The organism is Alteriqipengyuania halimionae (assembly GCF_009827575.1).
Taxonomy (GTDB): domain Bacteria; phylum Pseudomonadota; class Alphaproteobacteria; order Sphingomonadales; family Sphingomonadaceae; genus Alteriqipengyuania_A; species Alteriqipengyuania_A halimionae.
The window spans coordinates 1,439,113-1,455,433 of the sequence record NZ_WTYR01000001.1; the positions used below are offsets into that span (position 1 = coordinate 1,439,113).

Below are 16,321 nucleotides of genomic sequence, written 5' to 3' on the forward strand. Positions count from 1 at the left end.
GAGATCCCAAGCAAAGGCTTTGGCGCATATTGCGGAACGCTGGGCGCCTAGCCGACCGTATCGACGCCTTCGGGATACCAGGTGAATTCAGCCCGCAGCCCGTCGGGATCCGGAATAAAGAGCGCTTTGGCGCCGCCCAAATCCTGGATCGGCTGAACATCCAGCCCGCCCTCGATCAGGGCCTGGCGCAAATCCTCGACCGCCTGGGCGCTGTCCATGGCAAAGCCCCAATGATTGAGCCCCGCACCGTAGCGTTCATAAGGAGCAGTCCCAACCTCCGCTTGCATGAACTGGAGCCAAAAGCCATCTCCGTCGGTCCAAATTCCCGGCTTGGGAGACGAGAATCCGATCATCGGCAAAAGCAGGTCGTAATGTCGCTCGCTCGCGGCGCGGTCCGTGTAGAGGATCGTCAGATGGTCGAGGCGCAGCTTGCTGCTCATCTTCGCGATATGGGAGAGCCCCCATACAAAACAAGCGGCGCTCCCGATGGGGAACGCCGCTTTTATTTGTCGCTGAAGCGGAAGTCTTCAGCCGACGATGTCTTCGCCGTTGGCTTTAGCCGACAATCTCATCATCGCTGAAGAAGAACGCGATTTCGGTTGCGGCGTTTTCGTCGCTGTCCGAGCCGTGCACGGAGTTGGCTTCGATCGATTCGGCATAGGTCTTGCGGATCGTGCCTTCATCGGCATCGGCCGGGTTGGTCGCGCCCATGATGTCGCGGTTGCGCTTCACGGCGTCTTCGCCTTCGAGCACCTGCACGACCACCGGGCCGGAGATCATGAAGTCGACCAGTTCGCCGTAGAACGGACGCTCGGCGTGGACTTCGTAGAACTTCTTTGCCTGCTCTTCGCTCATGAGGATGCGCTTGGAGGCGACGACGCGCAGGCCGGCTTCTTCCAGCATCTTGGTGACCGCGCCGGTCAGGTTGCGGCGCGTCGCGTCGGGCTTGATGATCGAAAAGGTGCGGGTAACCGCCATGGGTAATTCCTTGGAATGTCAGAAGGGAGGGGTCTCTCGCGCGCGCCCCTAGCGCCCGCATGCGCGCGAGGCAAGATGCGTCGGCTTCGGCGGAGGCTTCTGCGATCGGCGCGCGCCGCCACCGAAAGATCCGCTCAGCCCCCTCTCCCCACGGTCAGCGAGGCCTCGGTGCCTTCCTCTACAGCGCGGGCGTTAATCGAGAATATCGCATCGTCGCGCGTCTGCCCGGTAAGCATCCGCCCCGTTTCGACCTTAAGATCCATCTTGATCCCAAAGCCCGCCGCTTCGGCCTGTCTGCGATAGAAGGCGACGATCTCTTCGGCCGAATCATCGCTTTCGAACGTGATGATCTGTCCCGACTGCGGCCCGCCGCCCATCGTGATGTCGCTGGTGACCGTTGCGCCAGGATAGGGTGAGAAGCCCTGGGGCCACTTGGCATCGTTGCCGCCGCGCTTGGCGATCTTGATCGATTCGCCATCCTTGCTGGTGATGCGGACCTGCTCGCCATCGCCGCTGTCGTCGATCACGACGTCGCTTTCGGGCGTGGTCACGGTGGTGGTATCGTCCTCGGAACCGCCGCACGCTGCAAGCAAGCCGAAGAGGGCGGTGACGGCAATGGCGCGCATGGGCGAATCTCCTTCGAGCGCCGTCTAGCAAATTACGGGCCCTGCCGCCATTTGCCGCCTTCCTGCTTCCAGAAGAACCCCTCGACATCGTCGCGCGCGGACGTTTCGCGCCAGACATTGCGCGCATCATCGCGGTGATCATCGTCGAACAAGAAGAAAATGCGCGCGAAATCATTGCTATCGCGCCATTGGCCATCGGCGATCAAAAGCAGTTTCGCGTCGTTGGCGGCAGAGAGATCGCCGCCGATAAGAAGAGGCTGCCGCTCGGCATGCGGGGTGCCCTCCTCGCCATGCGCGAGGAAGCCGTCCTGCCCCCACAATGCATCCGAAAGCGCGGTGCGCTGCGCCGCATCGGCGGAGACCACCAGCATGCGTTCGCCCGCCGCAAGTGCTTTCGCAGCCAGCGGCGGGACGATCCGTTCGGCAGGCACCTGCCCGAGGACGTAGAAATCGACGCGCATCGCCATCCTCTATCGGGCGCGTCGCACGCTCAGCTTTCCAGCGTATCGCGTACGAAGCGGTCGATCAGGCGCACGCCGTATCCGGTCGCGCCCTTGTCGTAGGTAGCGCCCGGCTTGTCGCTCCACACCATGCCGGCGATGTCGCAATGCGCCCACGGCGTGTCGTCGAGGATGAAGCGCTGGAGGAACTGCGCCGCGGTGATCGAGCCGGCCACGCGCGGACCGATATTCTTCATGTCGGCGATCGGCGATTCGAGCAGCTTGTCGTACGCCGGCGACAGCGGGAAGCGCCACAGCTTGTCGCCGCTTTCCTTGCCGGCTGCGAGCAGCGCATCGGCGAGATCGTCATTGTTCGAGAACACGCCGGCATATTCGTGGCCGAGGGCGATGAGCATCGCGCCCGTGAGCGTGGCGAAGTCGACGATCTGTGCAGGTTTGTGCTCCGTCTGCACCCAGTGCAGCGCATCGGCCAGCACCAGACGCCCTTCGGCATCGGTGTTGAGCACTTCGATCGTCTGGCCCGACATCGAGGTCACGATATCGCCGGGGCGCTGGGCCGCGGCATCGGGCATGTTCTCGACAAGGCCGCACACGCCGACGATGTTGGCCTTAGCCTTGCGCTTTGCCAACGCCAGCATCGCACCGGCGACGGCCCCTGCGCCGCCCATGTCCCATTTCATGTCTTCCATGCCGGGTCCGGGCTTCAGCGAAATGCCGCCGGTGTCGAAGGTGACGCCCTTGCCCACGAACGCAGTCGGCGCGTCGCCTGCCTCACCGCCATTCCAGACGACGCACAGCAGGCGCGGATCGCGAACAGAGCCCTGCGCAACGCCCAGCAGCGAACCCATGCCGAGATCGGTCATCTGCTGCTTGTCGAGCACGGTGATTTCGAGGCCGGTGCCAGCGTAGGTTTCGCGGCAGATGTCGACGAAGCTCTCGGGGTAAAGCGTGTTGGCCGGTTCGGCGATCAGGTGCTTGGTGAACTCGATCCCTTCGGCCAGCGCCGCTTCGGTTTCCCAGGCTTCAGACGTTCCGGCGGGCGCGCCAATGACTTCGATCGTCTCGATCGTGCGCTTCTGCTCGTCCTTCAGCTTGGTCTTGAAGCGCTCGTGACGCCAGTTGCGCAGCTTCATGCCGAGCAGCAGCGCGGCGGCGTCTTCGGCGTTCAGATCGCTGTCCGACAGGTCGAGCGCGATCGTGCTTTCACCGCTGGTCCAGTACTTCGCCACGGCCGCACCGCCGGCCTTTTCCAGATCTGCGGCCTTCTTGTCCTCGCCCAAACCGACCAGCGCGAGTCGGCCACCGTCGTGGAAAATCTCGAGCACTTGCCCGGCCTTGCCGGTGAAGCGGGCGCGTTCGGCATTGTCGCGCGCGACCGGCGGCATCGATGCGGGAAGATCGTTCTTGGAAACGGGCACGACGCGCAGCGCATCGGCGCTTCCGGCGTTATCGACGAAACGGATGTTCATGGGCTCTCCACAGCGTAATGAGGGTGTCGGCACGAGGTTCTTGCGACCCCGGCAAAGTGCGGATTGCGATTAGGCGCGGGCGGTGCGATAGGCAAGCCATGGTCCGGCCGGGTAGCCCAGCACGAATGTTCGGACGTCATGCGCGCCTGCTGGGCGGCGTGGCGCTTCTCGTGCTGTGCCCGCAGGTCGCGCTGGCCCAATCGGGCGATGCACCCGGCGTCGAATCGGCCCAGGACAAGGCTCACGATCGCGACGCCACCGACGATCCCGTGGCGACCGGCGCCCAGACACAGGACGGCATTCCCTCCCTCGATACGCAGCCTGCGGAACGGACACCCGTCACCGCGATCCCCGATCCCGGCGAAGGCCGAATCGGATTCGAAGCCAGTACGGTCGAATACGATGCCGACACCGCCACCGTGACGGCCACCGGCGATGTCGTGCTGCGCCAGGGCGAACGCTCGGTGCGCGCCGATACTGTTCGCTGGAACGAGGGTACCGGCGAGATCGTCGCCGAAGGCAATGTCCGCATTATCGATGGCGACGGCAACCAGTTGCTGACCGACCGCGTCGAACTGACCGATCAACTCGATGCCGGGGCGATGGACGACCTGCTGCTGGTGCTGGCCGAAGGCGGACGCCTTGCCGCCGTCGAAGCCGCGCGCGGGGTGGAGGGCGATATCGAGCTCACCCGCGCTGCCTACTCGGCTTGTTCGGTGCAGAAAGCCGATGGGTGCAGCAAGAAGCCCAGCTGGCGCATCACTGCCGAACGCGTGGTCTTCGACGAAAGCGAGCGCGAGCTGCACTTCAAAGGGGCCTATCTCGAACTGTTCGGCGCGCGGCTAGTCCCGCTTCCCGGCCTGACCGTCACGACCGACGGACGCGCGATCTCCGGTGTGCTGGTGCCCGATGTGCGCTTCTCCGAAAGCAACGGGATCGAGATCAGCGACAGCTACTATCTCCGGCTCGACGATAATCGCGACCTGCTTCTGTCAGGTTACGTGTTCACCGAAGCGCCGCCGATGGTGTCCGGCCAATACCGCCACCTGACAGATCTGGGGGCGTTTCAGGCAACCGCTTACGCGACCTATTCCGAACGCCAGCCCCTTGGCGGCAATCCGGCGCCGCCGGGCGACCGTTTCCGGGGTTATCTGTTCACCAACGGCAAGTTCCAGTTCGACGAGAACTGGTCGCTTTCGCATTCGACGCGGATCGCATCGGACCGCACCTTCCTGCGCCGTTACGACATCAGCCGCGAGGACCGGCTGCGGTCGAACATCAACGCAGAATATATCAGCGAGAATACCTATCTGACGATCGCCGGGTGGGCGACGCAGACCTTGCGCGCAGGTCAGGATCAGGGGCAGATTCCGATCGCGCTGCCGGCGATCGACTTTCGGACCCGGATGGTCGACCCGATCGCCGAGGGGCAAGTGACGCTCCAGCTCAATTCGCTCAATATCGTGCGGGTCGATGGACAGGATACGCGCCGCGCCTTTGCCAAGGCGCAGTGGGACTGGCGCCGGATTACATCGATGGGTCAGGAAGTCACGCTGACCGCCCTACTGCGCGGCGATGTGTACCATTCGCAAGACAACGCGGACACCGTCACCGCGCTCTATCGCGGCCTCGAAGGTTGGCAAACGCGCGGGATCGCGACCGCGGCGGTCGACGTGAAATGGCCGTTTGTCGCGCCATTTCTCGGCGGCACACAAGTCCTGTCGCCCCGGGTTCAGCTCGTCGCCAGCCCGCAATTGCGCAATCTCGCCATTCCCAACGAGGATAGCCGCGCGATCGACCTGGAAACCAGCAACCTATTCGCCCTTAACCGCTTCCCCGGTTACGACCGGGTCGAGGATGGCGTGCGGGTCAATTATGGATTCGACTGGCGCGCCGAATTCCCCGGATGGCGCATCTTCGCCACCTTGGGTCAGTCCTATCGCCTGAGCGACGAAGAAGCGATCCTACCCGATGGCACCGGGCTTTCCGGCAATGTCTCCGATTTCGTCGGGCGGACGGAGCTGCGCTACAGCGACTTCGTCAAGCTGACCCACCGCTTCCGGCTCGACAAGGACAATCTGGCGGTTCGGCGAAACGAGTTCGATGCCACGATCGGATCGTCCAAGACCTATGCCGAGATTGGGTATCTGCGGCTCGACCGGAATGTCGATTTGTCGATCGAGGATCTGCGCGACCGCGAGGAACTGCGACTCGCCGGGCGCGTCGCCTTTGCCGATTACTGGTCGGTGTTCGGGTCGATGGTCGCCAATCTGACCAATCGCGACGAAGACCCGACTCTCCAGTCCGACGGTTTCGACCTGCTCCGCTCGCGGCTCGGCTTGGCCTATCGCGACGATTGCCTCGAGCTCGGCATCACCTGGCGTCGCGACTATGTATCGACCGGCGACGCGGTGCGCGGCAACACCTTCATTTTCGGCATCAAGCTGCTGGGTCTCGGTATCAACTGAGCAGGTGCGCCGCTCGATTGAAGTGCGCAGGCAAACGCGCTATCCGGCTTTCACGTGGCTCAGCAGCGGTTAATCCGCCGCCGTGCATCCCTTGGGGCAATGATCCGACAGGTACCTTCTGTTTCCGTCGGACAGATCCTGCAGCAATTGACGGTTTCAATATTGGTATGATGAAGCAACGCACTCTTCGTCCCCTTATCCGCGCAGCGGCGCTCGGGGCACTGACCCCCTTGGCAGCGATGGCCGCAACGGTCTCTGCTGCCCACGCGCAAGACGCTACGCTCGGCGGGCTCGACATTCCCGACAATCCGACCCTGATGGGGGAGAACCCCGATTTGCGCCTCGCTTCCGCGAAAGTCGGCGGTGCCGTAATAACGGGCACGGATATCGATCGTCGCCTGGCGCTCGAACTGCTCGGCCGCGAAGGCGAAGTTCCGCCTGAGGAAATGGCACAGGTGCGCGTGGCAATCCGCAATCGCCTGATCGATGAATGGATCCAGATCCAGAAGGCCGTCGAAGACGATATGGCGGTCGAGGACGCGCAAGTGATCCAGATGTTCAATCGCGCCGCGCAGCAGAACTTCGGACAGAAACCCGAAGAGATGGACGCGTTTCTTCGCCAGTACGGAACGACCGCAGAAACCCTGCTATTCAAGATACGTGCCGAACTGGCCTGGCAGCGACTCCAATCCCGCTACGTCGCGCCGTTTGTGAACGTTTCCGAAGAGGAAGTGCGCGAAATCATTGCGCGACAGGAGGCCGCGAAGGGTCAGGAAGAATTTTTCTACGGTGAAATCGCGCTTTCGAGCACGCCGGAAACACGCGACCAAGTCTATCAGACGGCAATGCAGATCGTCGAGGCGATCAAGCAAGGCGCCGATTTCCGCGCCATCGCCGCGCGCCGATCGCAAATTTCCACCGCTGCAAAGGGCGGCGATTCGGGTTGGCTGCGCGCGGACCGTCTCGATCCTGCCATCGCCGAAACCGTGCGTTCGATGCAAGTCGGCCAATTGGTCGGCCCGGTCGAAATGCCCGGAGGCTTCTCGATCATTCTTCTGCGTGACAAACGGCGGGTGCTGACCACGGACCCGCGCGACGCAGTCCTCAGCTTGGCACAAATCTCGGCGCCGATTCCTCCTGGATTGAATGAAGAGACCTTTCCCGCCTTCCAGGAGCGTTATGTCGGGGCCATCCGCTCGATCCGCGGATGTGGCGACCTCGATCGCGGTGCCAGCGAATACGGACTGACTGTCGTGCGCAACCAGGAGGTTCCCGCGCGGAATCTGCCGGGCCAGCTGCAGGGCGAACTGCTTTCTCTCTCGCTGGGCCAGACCACGCGCCCCTTCCCGGCCGGCGACAGTTCGATCAGCGTGCTTATGCTGTGCGGTCGCGACGATCCGCAGGTCGCGGCTTCGCCCGATTTCGAGCAGGTTCTCACGTCGCTCGAAGATGAGCGGATTGGCAAGCGAGCTCAGGCTTTCCTGCGCGATTTGCGCCGCGACGCGATTGTGACTTACGGCTCGAGCACCGACGTCACCGGCGGCTGACGCCGTGCCATCGTCCGCCCCGCTGGCGCTGACGCTTGGCGATCCGGCGGGGATCGGCCCCGAACTCGCGCTTTCGGCATGGCTTCGGCGGAAAAGCGAGCGTATTTCGCCATTCGTCGTGTGCGGCGGACGTCGCGTGCTCGGGGAAGCCGCGGCGCATCTCGGGCTCGACATCGAAACCGCTTCGGTCACTGACCTCGCAGATGTGCCAGCGCGGTTTGAAAACGCCCTGCCCGTGCTCGATGGCGCCGACGCGCGCTATTCGCCAGGCGATCCGGACGATGAAGGCGCAAAGGCGGCACGGGCATCGCTCGAACAGGGCACCGTGCTCGCTCGCGATGGACGAGCCGCAGCCGTAGTCACCGGACCGGTCTCGAAGGCTAGGCTCGCCTCTACCGGCTTCGCATTTCCGGGGCAGACCGAATTCCTCGCCGATGCCGCCGGGCTTGCGCCAGATGCCGTCGCAATGATGATCGCCGGACCTTCCCTGCGCACCGTCCCGCTGACGATCCACGTTGCGCTGGCAGATGTCCCCGAAACGCTCTCGACCGAGCTGATCGTCTCGCGCGCGCGCATTGTCGCAGCGGCGCTGCAGCGCGATTTCGGGCTGTCGGAACCGCGCCTTGCGATCGCTGCGCTCAATCCGCATGCCGGGGAGAACGGCGCGTTCGGTGATGAGGAAGCCCGCATTATAGCCCCGGCGATCGCGCAGCTCGAAGCGGAGGGATTGCTCGTTTCCGGCCCTCACCCGGCCGATGCGCTGTTCGCTCCGCGCGCTCGTGCGACTTACGATGCGGCGCTGTGCATGTATCACGATCAGGCGCTGGTCCCGGTTAAGGCGCTCGATTTCGATCAGGGCGTGAACGTGACGTTGGGACTGCCCTTCATTCGCACTGCACCCGATCATGGCACTGCGTTCGCGATTGCAGGAAAAGGACTGGCCGATCCGGGGGCGACGATCGCCGCGCTCAAATTGGCGGGCGAGATGGCGGCACGGCGCAGATGACCTCATTGCCCCCCTTGCGCGAGGTGATCGCACGGCACGGATTGTCGGCCAGCAAGGCGCTGGGCCAGAACTTCTTGTTCGACGAGCAATTGCTCGATCGCATTGCCGCTATTCCGGGCAACCTTGATGGTCGGCCGGTACTCGAAATCGGGCCCGGTCCCGGCGGGCTGACCCGCGCTTTGCTGCGTGCCGGAGCAATGGTCACGGCGATCGAGCGCGACCCGCGATGTTTGCCCGCACTTGCGGATCTGTCCGAAGCATTTCCCGGCCAGCTCGAACTCATCGAAGGCGACGCGCTGGCGATCGACCAGGCCTCTCTGTTCGACACACCTTTCGCGGTCGTCGCCAACCTGCCCTACAATGTCGGCACCGCTCTGCTGGTCGACTGGCTCTCCTCCGATCGCTGGCCGCCCGCTTGGTCGTCGCTGACCCTCATGTTCCAGCGCGAGGTTGCAGAGCGCATCGTCGCCAAACCGGGCAGCGGCACTTTCGGGCGCCTCGCCGTGCTTTCGCAGTGGCGATCAAGCGCTTCATTGGCGATGAAAGTGCATCGTAGCGCTTTCACGCCTCCCCCCAAGGTGATGAGCGCGATCGTGCATATCGAACCCGGCGACATGCCCGAAGGCGTGCGCCCAGCCATGCTGTCGCGCGTGACCGAGGCCGCGTTCGGACAGCGCCGCAAAATGCTGCGTCAGTCGCTCAAGCCGGTGCCCGGCGCGATTGCCGCGCTCGAGGCACTGGGAATTGATCCGACCAAGAGGGCCGAAACCCTTGCGATCGACGAATTCGTCGCACTGGCCCGAGTGCTCTCGTGATCGGCGGGAAAATCGCTATATTGGCGGTCATGCGCGCGCCGTCAGACATTACCCTGCCCTCCGCCGGCGATTTCTTGCTTTCGCAACCCTTGCTCGCGCTCGCGCTGGTTTCGATCCTGCTGGTGGTAGGCGGAAACCTGTTCGGCCTGGCATCCAGGCGCGGCGGGGCAGCCGTGCGGACCGTCGGCCATCTCGGCATCGCCGCCGCGCTGGTCCTGACGATCGTCAACGCCGCCCGGCTCAATCCCGATCTCGACCTCGCCATGCCCCAGCTCGGCATGCCCGAACAGGTGGTCGAAGGCGGCGAGACACGCATTCCCCTGTCGCGCGACGGACACTTCTGGGTGACGGGCAACGTCAATGGCACGCAGGTGCGTTTTCTGATCGACACCGGGGCGACTCTCACCGCATTGTCATCCGACGCGGCGGCCAATGGCGGTGTCGAGCCGATCCCTTACCGACAGCCGGTCATCATGCGCACCGCAAACGGCAATGCGCCTGCCCAGCTCGCCTCGATCGACAGGTTGCAGGCCGGCAGCGTGATCGCGCACGATCTCGATGCGGTGGTCTCTCCCGCTATCGGCGACGTCAATGTATTGGGAATGAACTTCCTCTCGCGACTCGACAGCTGGCGCGTGGAAGACAACGTGCTGATTCTGGTCCCGAACCCTACGGAAACGGCCCCTTAAGCTCCGCTTCAGCTTGGTTTCTCTATACCTTATCTCGCAGTTGCAACATGAGATCGGTCACGGCATAGTGTCCTCTCGCGCTGATGCTGCGACCGCACCTTGCCCTCAAAGGTGCAACATAATCGTTTCGCCCGAGCCTACGTGCCACTGCGGCATGTGGGTAAAGGCAAAGTCTCGTATTCACGAAGGGTTCCTACATGAATTTCACCAAACTGGCCGCCGCCGTCGCACTCGCCACCGTCGCCATGCCCGGCGTCGCTATCGCTCAGGAAGCGCCCCCGCAGGCTGCTGTTGAAGCCGGCATGACGGTCTATGGCAATGACGGCATAGAAATCGGCACGATCGAGAGCGTCGAAAACGACGTCGCCGTTCTCGTTGTCGACGGCATGAAGGCTCCGATCCCCGCCAACGTTGTGTCCGAAGGTGAAAAGGGTCCCACCATCAACGCCACCAAGGCGCAGATCGTCGGCATGATCCAGCAGCAGCGCCAGCAGGCTGCCGCCGCTCGCGACCAGGCCCTGATCGTCGGTGCCCCGGTGGTTACCGTTAAGGGTGAAGCGATCGGCCCGGTCGAGAGCATCAATGGTGACAAGATCGTGCTCAAGCACGGCGAAGGTTTTGTCGCCCTGATGCGCGACCAGTTCGCTGTCGCCAATGGTCAGCTCGTCGCGCTCGTCGCAATGGCCGACGTGACCGCAGCCGTGGCCGCGAACACCGGTGCCACGACCGACGAGGCCGAAGGCACGATGTAATCGGATACCAGCCTTGCTGGACGGAACCGGGCCGGAGGAGCGATCCTCCGGCCCTTTTCTTTTAGTCGAAGCGATTGTCGCGTGGGAAACCCTGCGGCGGCAGGCGACCGGCAGCCCCGCGCGCGACCTTCCATTGCCAGATATCGGTCTCGGTCCGCGTGCGGCCGGTATCGCCGCCCATCGGCCAGCTGAGGCCTTCATCGAGCGTGAACGTGGTCGCATCCGACAGGCCACCATCGCGATAGCGCTGGAGCATAACGCCCTGCCCGCGCGCTAGATCGGGCAGTTCCTCCAGGTTGAACACCACCAGCTTGCGATTGTCGCCGACCACCGCGACGTGATCGTGCGCCTTGTCGATCGGGCGGATCACGACCAGCTTCGCATCGCCCTTGAGATTGACGACCTGCTTGCCCTTGCGCGTTTCGGCGAGGATATCCTCGGTCTTTGCGCCGAACCCCTTGCCGGTATCGGCGGCGAGCAGCAGCCGCTGCCCCTCGTGATGGACGACCAGCGCCACGATCTGCGCTTTGGCCTCGATATCGAGTGTGTTGCGCAGCGGCTCGCCAAATCCGCGCGCGCCGGGCAGCTTGTCTGCCCCGATGGTGTAGAATCGGCCATTGTCCGCAGCGAGCAACAGCTTGTCGGTGGTCTGCGCATGAAGCACGAAGGCCGGGCCGTCGCCTTCCTTGTACTTGAAGTCCTGATCCAGCGGCAAGTGCCCCTTGGCCCCGCGAATCCAGCCCTTCTGCGACAGGATTACCGTTACCGGCTCTTTCTCGATCATCGCATCCATGCTGAATTCGGTCGCCGCTTCGGGCTGGGCGATCAGCGTGCGCCGCGCACCCAATGCCGTGTCGAGGCCGTATTCTTTCTGCAGCGCCTTGAGATCGCGCTTCAGCCGCGTGCGCTGACGCGCGGGAGAGCCGAGCAGTTTCTCCAGCTCGTCCTGTTCGGCCAGAAGATCATCCTTCTCCTGCCGCAGCTGCATTTCCTCGAGCTTGCGCAAGGATCGCAGACGCATGTTGAGGATCGCTTCGGCCTGCCGGTCGGTCAGCTTGAACTCGGCCATCATCACGGCCTTTGGCTCGTCCTCGTAGCGGATGATCTCTATCACCCGGTCGAGATTGAGGAAGGCGATGATATAGCCGTCGACCAGTTCGAGCCGCGCCGCGATCTGATCGAGTCGGTGCTGGCTGCGACGCTGAAGGATCTCGATCTGGCTGCGAACCCAGTTTTCGAGCAATTCCTTCAGTCCCATCACCATGGGGGTGCGGGTCGCGTCGAGAACGTTCATGTTGACGCCGAACCGCGTCTCCAGGTCGGTGAGCTTGTACAGCCCCTCCTTGAGCAGTTCCGGGTCGACGTTCCGGCTCTTGGGCACCAGTACGATACGGACCTGCTCGTCGCTTTCGTCGCGCACATCTTCCAGGATCGGCAGCTTCCGGTCGGCGATCGCCTGCGCGATCTGCTCGATCAGCTTGCCCTTCGCCACTTGGTATGGAACTTCGGAGATCACGAGCTGGTATTGTCCGCCGCCGAGACGCTCGATCCCGGCGTCGCGGTCTTCGGACCTCTCGGCCTCCGCAGCGTAAAACCGCCCGCGCACGCGCAGCGAACCGCGGCCGGTTTCATAGGCATGGCTGATCGTCTCGGCGCTTTCGGCCAGCACCCCGCCGGTGGCGAGATCCGGTCCCGGCATCAGCTCCATCAGCCGCGCATGTTCGACATGCGGATTGTCGATCAGTTCGAGCGTGGCGTCGATCACTTCGGCCACGTTATGCGACGGAATGTTGGTCGCCATGCCAACCGCGATCCCGCTTGCGCCATTGGCCAGCAGGTTGGGGAACAGGCCGGGGAATATCTCCGGCTCCTGCTCCTCGCCATTATAGGTCGGGATGAACTCGACCGTGCCTTCGTCGAGCCCGGCCATCAGGCGCATCGCCGTCTTGGTCAGGCGCGCTTCGGTGTAGCGATAGGCGGCGGCATTATCGCCGTCGATATTGCCGAAGTTCCCCTGCCCCTCGACCAGCGGATAGCGCAGCGCGAAATCCTGCGCGAGGCGGACCATCGCATCGTAAACGCTAGCATCGCCATGCGGGTGATACTTGCCGATCACGTCGCCGACGACGCGCGCGGATTTCTTGAACGCGCCCTCGGGATTGAGCCGCAATTGCCGCATCGCCCACAGCAGGCGGCGATGGACCGGTTTCAGCCCGTCGCGCAAATCGGGCAGCGAGCGCGCGGTGATCGTCGACAGGGCATAGACGAGATAGCGTTCGGACAGCGCACTATCGAACGGCGCATCGACGATCGCGTCGAAAGGATCGGATTCGGTCATAGGTCGAGTTAGGCATCTTGCCTCGCATCGGCAAAGCACGAACTGGCGGTATCCGCAGTAAATGTGCCCGTGAAACTCGCAGTCTGTCGCCGTCGAGAGCGTCAGATGTCGGTTCGTCGCATCCGGGTCACGCCTCGGGCGGCAAGCAGGAACGGCTTGGGGCAGCCGACCGTTATGAAACCAAACGACAAATCAAGGAGTACCCCATGACAAATCGCGTAATGATCCTCGCCACCGACGGCTTCGAACAATCGGAGCTGATGAAGCCGAAGCAGAACCTCGAAGACGCAGGCATCGAAACCACCGTCGTCAGTCTCGAATCCGGCTCGATCAAGGGTTGGGACCAGAAGGACTGGGGCGAAAGCGTCTCGGTGGACAAGACGGTCGACGAAATCTCGTCGTGCGACGAATACGCCGCGCTCCTGCTGCCCGGCGGTCAGATGAACCCCGATATCCTGCGTATGAACGACCGCGCGGTCGCCATCGTCAAGGAATTCGCCATGGCCAACAAGCCGATCGCCGCGATTTGCCACGCACCGTGGCTCCTCGCAGAAGCCGATCTGGTGAAGGGCAAGACCGTGACTAGCTGGCCCTCGATCCGTACCGACCTGCGAAATGCCGGTGCCAATGTGGTAGATCAGGAAGTTGCCGAAGATGGCAACCTCATCACCTCGCGCAATCCGGACGATATCCCCGCATTTAGCGACGCACTGATTGCTCGCGTAAAACAGATCGTTCCTGAAAACGCCTGATCGATCCTACCGAACGCACAAGACCTCGCCGCGAGCTTGCGGCGGGGTTTTTTGTATCCGAACGGTTCGTTAGTGAGAGCGGAGCGAAGTACATACCGAGCCAGCTCTGCAGGTTGGAGGAACGGCAAGGGTCGCTGCTCGTTCGGACCGCTCTGACAGAGAGCACGTCGGCCAAAGTCAGCATCGGAACGGTCCATTGCGCGAGACTGATTTCGCTCGCGCAGGGATTTTGTCACCGCGTCATTCACCATGGTAGGGCCGTTCCCGATCGTCCGATGCGTCCAATTTGGCGACATAATATGATTAGACCAGATGGCGGCCAGCCACTTACGGGAAATGGGGATTATCGATGTATAGCAAGTATTTGGTTGCCGCTGCGGGCCTTTTGGTCGTGCCACCGAGTGGCGTTGCGGCCCAGCAGGCAGAGCAGGTCGATGAGCGGGAAACAGGCGCCCAGAGCGTGGCCGACGAGACCCCGCCCGAGAGCGTTCCGTTGGCGGACGATGGCTCGGACGATCATGTTTCGGTGTCCTTCGGTGCCAGCGTGGTCAGTCAGTATATCTCGCGCGGCGTCGCCTTTGCAGAGCCCGTCAGCTATCAACCCTACGTCACGGTAAGCGTCGCCTTGCCCGAACTCACCGGCGGCGCGATCACCGATGCCAGCGTCTTCGTCGGCAACTGGAACAGTATGCAAAGCGGCAGCCCCGGGCTCGGTCAGCCCGCCAATGGCTCGTTGCCCGGTTGGTACGAGGCCGACCTCTATGTTGGCGGAGCCATCGAAATAGCGGACAGAGTGGCGGTCAGTGCCACTTATTATCGCTACTTCTCGCCGGCCGGATCCTTCGCTGAATACAACGATTTCGACCTCACGATAAGCTACGATGATAGCGGACTGTGGGGCTCAGCGGCACAGGAACGCGGCTTCTCCATCCAACCGGCGCTCCGCATGGTGCAGGAGGCCGGGCAGCCCAACCGGCCCGACGCGTTGTATGTCCAGCCATCCATCGCGCCGAGCGTTCGCTTCGGCCCGCAGGACGGCGGCGTAACGGTTTCAGTGCCGATGGCGATCGGATTGTCCGACAGCTTTTACTCCGGTGTAAATGGCGACAGGCCGACATTCGGTTTCTTCCGGGTCGGCGCAGGCCTGGCCGCCAATCCGTTTGGCGGTCCGGCCAGCAATATCCGCCTGAACGCGGGGGTCGACTACTGGATGCTCAACGACGATGTCGCAAACGGTCTGGACGATACCGAATGGGTTGCGCGCATCGGTTTTTCGACCGGATTCTGAGCGCCCTTGCCGCGCGCGATCTGGAGAATACCGCATCTTTCAGAAAGGTTCCGTGTCGCTCGATGCAAGGATTGCACCTGAGCCCGCATAATGTTCATGATTGACAAGGAAGGGCCCCGCGGCTTGGCGCCGCGAGGCCTCTTTTTCCACCTAGAAAATCGTCTGGAATTGGAATTTTTACCATATTTTTCAGCGCCTTAATGGTCACCGTGCCAAATTTCTCATTTCAAGCCCTTTTTCTCAGAATCGCTCTTCTTACCTGTGCCCTCCCGCCGGAACATGGCACTCGCCGAGCGGCTCGCAGAACTTGTCGGAAGCCCAACTTCCGGTTCAGCTTTGCGACAGCCCGCTGGGTGTCTCGACCGGTTGACCGCACGTCCCCCCGTGCGGCCGAAAAAAGAAAACGGAGCTACAAATGAAGACCTATATTTCCCTCGCCGCCGTGGCCGCCGCCCTCGTGGCCACTCCTTCGCTCGCACAGGACGCGACCGAGACTTTCACCGGTCCCTATGTCGCCGCGACCGTCGGCATCGACAGCCTCGGCGCCGATGACGGCACCGATCGCACCAGCGAGGAAGGCGTCGTATATGGCGGCGTCATCGGTTACGACTACGCCCTCAGCGGCGCCGTGCTGGGTGCCGAAGCCGAACTTACCGGCAGCAGCGTGGATGTCGGCGATACCGACGTCATCGCGGCGGGTGACGAACTGACGCTCGGCGCCGGTCGTGACATCTATGTCGGCGCGCGCGCTGGCGTGCTGGTCGGTGGCAATGGCCTCCTTTACGTCAAGGGCGGTTACACCAATCAGAAGCTCAACCTCGATTACACCGCTGGCGCGACCAGCTTCAGCGAAAGCAGCGATCTCGATGGCTATCGCCTCGGTGCCGGTGGCGAATTCCGCCTCAGCAACAACCTGACCGCAAGGGTCGAATACCGTTACTCGAACTACGGTGACTTCGAAGTCGCCGGCACGTCGACGGGCGTCGATCTGGACCGCCACCAGGGCGTTGCGACGATTGCCTATCGCTTCTGATCAGCGATCGGATCGATTGAAATACCCGGCCCGGCGGAGCGATCCGCCGGGCCTTTTTTGTGCACGGCTTGCGCATCCTGCGAAAAATGTCAAAATATG

Annotated in this window: 15 protein-coding genes; 9 read left to right on the plus strand and 6 right to left on the minus strand. The window is 62.9% G+C overall.

Features of this window, described 5'->3' with window-relative positions; translation table 11 throughout:
* Positions 1-47: 47 nt before the first annotated feature.
* The 5 genes from GRI68_RS06940 to GRI68_RS06960 form a co-directional block, all read right to left on the minus strand.
* On the minus strand, positions 48-440 hold the full coding sequence (locus GRI68_RS06940) for a VOC family protein (RefSeq protein WP_199799725.1): 393 nt from the start codon (positions 438-440) through the stop codon (positions 48-50).
* Positions 441-555: 115 nt separating this feature from the next.
* Positions 556-978, minus strand: coding sequence for a nucleoside-diphosphate kinase (gene ndk, locus GRI68_RS06945; protein ID WP_160616576.1), 423 nt, complete (start codon positions 976-978; stop codon positions 556-558).
* 134 nt (positions 979-1,112) lie between these two features.
* Positions 1,113-1,604, minus strand: coding sequence for a hypothetical protein (locus GRI68_RS06950; protein ID WP_160616577.1), 492 nt, complete (start codon positions 1,602-1,604; stop codon positions 1,113-1,115).
* 32 nt (positions 1,605-1,636) lie between these two features.
* Positions 1,637-2,071, minus strand: a complete 435-nt coding sequence (locus GRI68_RS06955) for a DNA polymerase III subunit chi (protein ID WP_325063772.1) — start codon at positions 2,069-2,071, stop codon at positions 1,637-1,639.
* A gap of 23 nt (positions 2,072-2,094) precedes the next feature.
* Complete coding sequence (locus GRI68_RS06960; protein WP_160616578.1) at positions 2,095-3,534, minus strand: leucyl aminopeptidase; 1,440 nt, start codon at positions 3,532-3,534, stop codon at positions 2,095-2,097.
* Positions 3,535-3,659: 125 nt separating this feature from the next.
* Between GRI68_RS06960 and GRI68_RS06965 the strand changes: the two genes are divergently transcribed.
* From GRI68_RS06965 to GRI68_RS06990, 6 genes are all read left to right on the plus strand, one after another.
* Entirely contained in the window at positions 3,660-6,002 is a 2,343-nt protein-coding gene (locus tag GRI68_RS06965; protein WP_160616579.1) for an LPS-assembly protein LptD, read from the plus strand.
* Between the two features lie 167 nt (positions 6,003-6,169).
* A complete protein-coding gene (locus GRI68_RS06970; RefSeq protein WP_160616580.1) occupies positions 6,170-7,549 on the plus strand; it encodes a peptidylprolyl isomerase in 1,380 nt (459 codons plus the stop codon).
* A gap of 4 nt (positions 7,550-7,553) precedes the next feature.
* Positions 7,554-8,555: a 4-hydroxythreonine-4-phosphate dehydrogenase PdxA gene (pdxA, locus tag GRI68_RS06975; RefSeq protein ID WP_160616581.1), complete on the plus strand. Its 1,002-nt coding sequence runs from the start codon at positions 7,554-7,556 to the stop codon at positions 8,553-8,555.
* Positions 8,552-9,370 (plus strand): 16S rRNA (adenine(1518)-N(6)/adenine(1519)-N(6))-dimethyltransferase RsmA, encoded by an 819-nt coding sequence (rsmA, locus tag GRI68_RS06980; RefSeq protein ID WP_160616582.1) that lies wholly within the window; start codon positions 8,552-8,554, stop codon positions 9,368-9,370. The genes pdxA and rsmA overlap by 4 nt, the downstream gene beginning before the upstream one ends.
* A gap of 29 nt (positions 9,371-9,399) precedes the next feature.
* Entirely contained in the window at positions 9,400-10,059 is a 660-nt protein-coding gene (locus tag GRI68_RS06985; RefSeq protein WP_160616583.1) for a retropepsin-like aspartic protease family protein, read from the plus strand.
* A gap of 197 nt (positions 10,060-10,256) precedes the next feature.
* Entirely contained in the window at positions 10,257-10,811 is a 555-nt protein-coding gene (locus GRI68_RS06990) for a PRC-barrel domain-containing protein (RefSeq protein ID WP_160616584.1), read from the plus strand.
* Between the two features lie 61 nt (positions 10,812-10,872).
* On the opposite strand, the gene parC is transcribed toward GRI68_RS06990, so the two are convergent.
* Positions 10,873-13,149, minus strand: coding sequence for a DNA topoisomerase IV subunit A (parC, locus tag GRI68_RS06995; protein WP_160616585.1), 2,277 nt, complete (start codon positions 13,147-13,149; stop codon positions 10,873-10,875).
* A gap of 206 nt (positions 13,150-13,355) precedes the next feature.
* Between parC and GRI68_RS07000 the strand changes: the two genes are divergently transcribed.
* From GRI68_RS07000 to GRI68_RS07010, 3 genes are all read left to right on the plus strand, one after another.
* Positions 13,356-13,901 carry a type 1 glutamine amidotransferase domain-containing protein gene (locus GRI68_RS07000; protein ID WP_160616586.1) on the plus strand — a complete coding sequence of 182 codons (546 nt, stop codon included), beginning with the start codon at positions 13,356-13,358 and terminating at the stop codon, positions 13,899-13,901.
* A gap of 349 nt (positions 13,902-14,250) precedes the next feature.
* A complete protein-coding gene (locus GRI68_RS07005; RefSeq protein WP_160616587.1) occupies positions 14,251-15,189 on the plus strand; it encodes a hypothetical protein in 939 nt (312 codons plus the stop codon).
* Positions 15,190-15,604: 415 nt separating this feature from the next.
* Positions 15,605-16,222 carry an outer membrane protein gene (locus GRI68_RS07010; protein ID WP_160616588.1) on the plus strand — a complete coding sequence of 206 codons (618 nt, stop codon included), beginning with the start codon at positions 15,605-15,607 and terminating at the stop codon, positions 16,220-16,222.
* Positions 16,223-16,321 lie beyond the last annotated feature (99 nt).

Excerpts from the sequence above, each read along its gene's own strand:
- GRI68_RS06955 (WP_325063772.1), bottom strand. The coding sequence starts at position 2,071 with ATGGCGATGCGCGTCGATTTCTACGTCCTCGGGCAGGTGCCTGCCGAA.
- GRI68_RS06940 (WP_199799725.1), bottom strand. The coding sequence starts at position 440 with ATGAGCAGCAAGCTGCGCCTCGACCATCTGACGATCCTCTACACGGAC.
- GRI68_RS06970 (WP_160616580.1), top strand. The coding sequence starts at position 6,170 with ATGATGAAGCAACGCACTCTTCGTCCCCTTATCCGCGCAGCGGCGCTC.
- parC (WP_160616585.1), bottom strand. The coding sequence starts at position 13,149 with ATGACCGAATCCGATCCTTTCGACGCGATCGTCGATGCGCCGTTCGAT.
- rsmA (WP_160616582.1), top strand. The coding sequence starts at position 8,552 with ATGACCTCATTGCCCCCCTTGCGCGAGGTGATCGCACGGCACGGATTG.
- GRI68_RS06985 (WP_160616583.1), top strand. The coding sequence starts at position 9,400 with ATGCGCGCGCCGTCAGACATTACCCTGCCCTCCGCCGGCGATTTCTTG.
- GRI68_RS06990 (WP_160616584.1), top strand. The coding sequence starts at position 10,257 with ATGAATTTCACCAAACTGGCCGCCGCCGTCGCACTCGCCACCGTCGCC.
- GRI68_RS06950 (WP_160616577.1), bottom strand. The coding sequence starts at position 1,604 with ATGCGCGCCATTGCCGTCACCGCCCTCTTCGGCTTGCTTGCAGCGTGC.
- GRI68_RS07010 (WP_160616588.1), top strand. The coding sequence starts at position 15,605 with ATGAAGACCTATATTTCCCTCGCCGCCGTGGCCGCCGCCCTCGTGGCC.
- GRI68_RS06965 (WP_160616579.1), top strand. The coding sequence starts at position 3,660 with ATGTTCGGACGTCATGCGCGCCTGCTGGGCGGCGTGGCGCTTCTCGTG.
- GRI68_RS07005 (WP_160616587.1), top strand. The coding sequence starts at position 14,251 with ATGTATAGCAAGTATTTGGTTGCCGCTGCGGGCCTTTTGGTCGTGCCA.
- GRI68_RS07000 (WP_160616586.1), top strand. The coding sequence starts at position 13,356 with ATGACAAATCGCGTAATGATCCTCGCCACCGACGGCTTCGAACAATCG.
- GRI68_RS06960 (WP_160616578.1), bottom strand. The coding sequence starts at position 3,534 with ATGAACATCCGTTTCGTCGATAACGCCGGAAGCGCCGATGCGCTGCGC.
- ndk (WP_160616576.1), bottom strand. The coding sequence starts at position 978 with ATGGCGGTTACCCGCACCTTTTCGATCATCAAGCCCGACGCGACGCGC.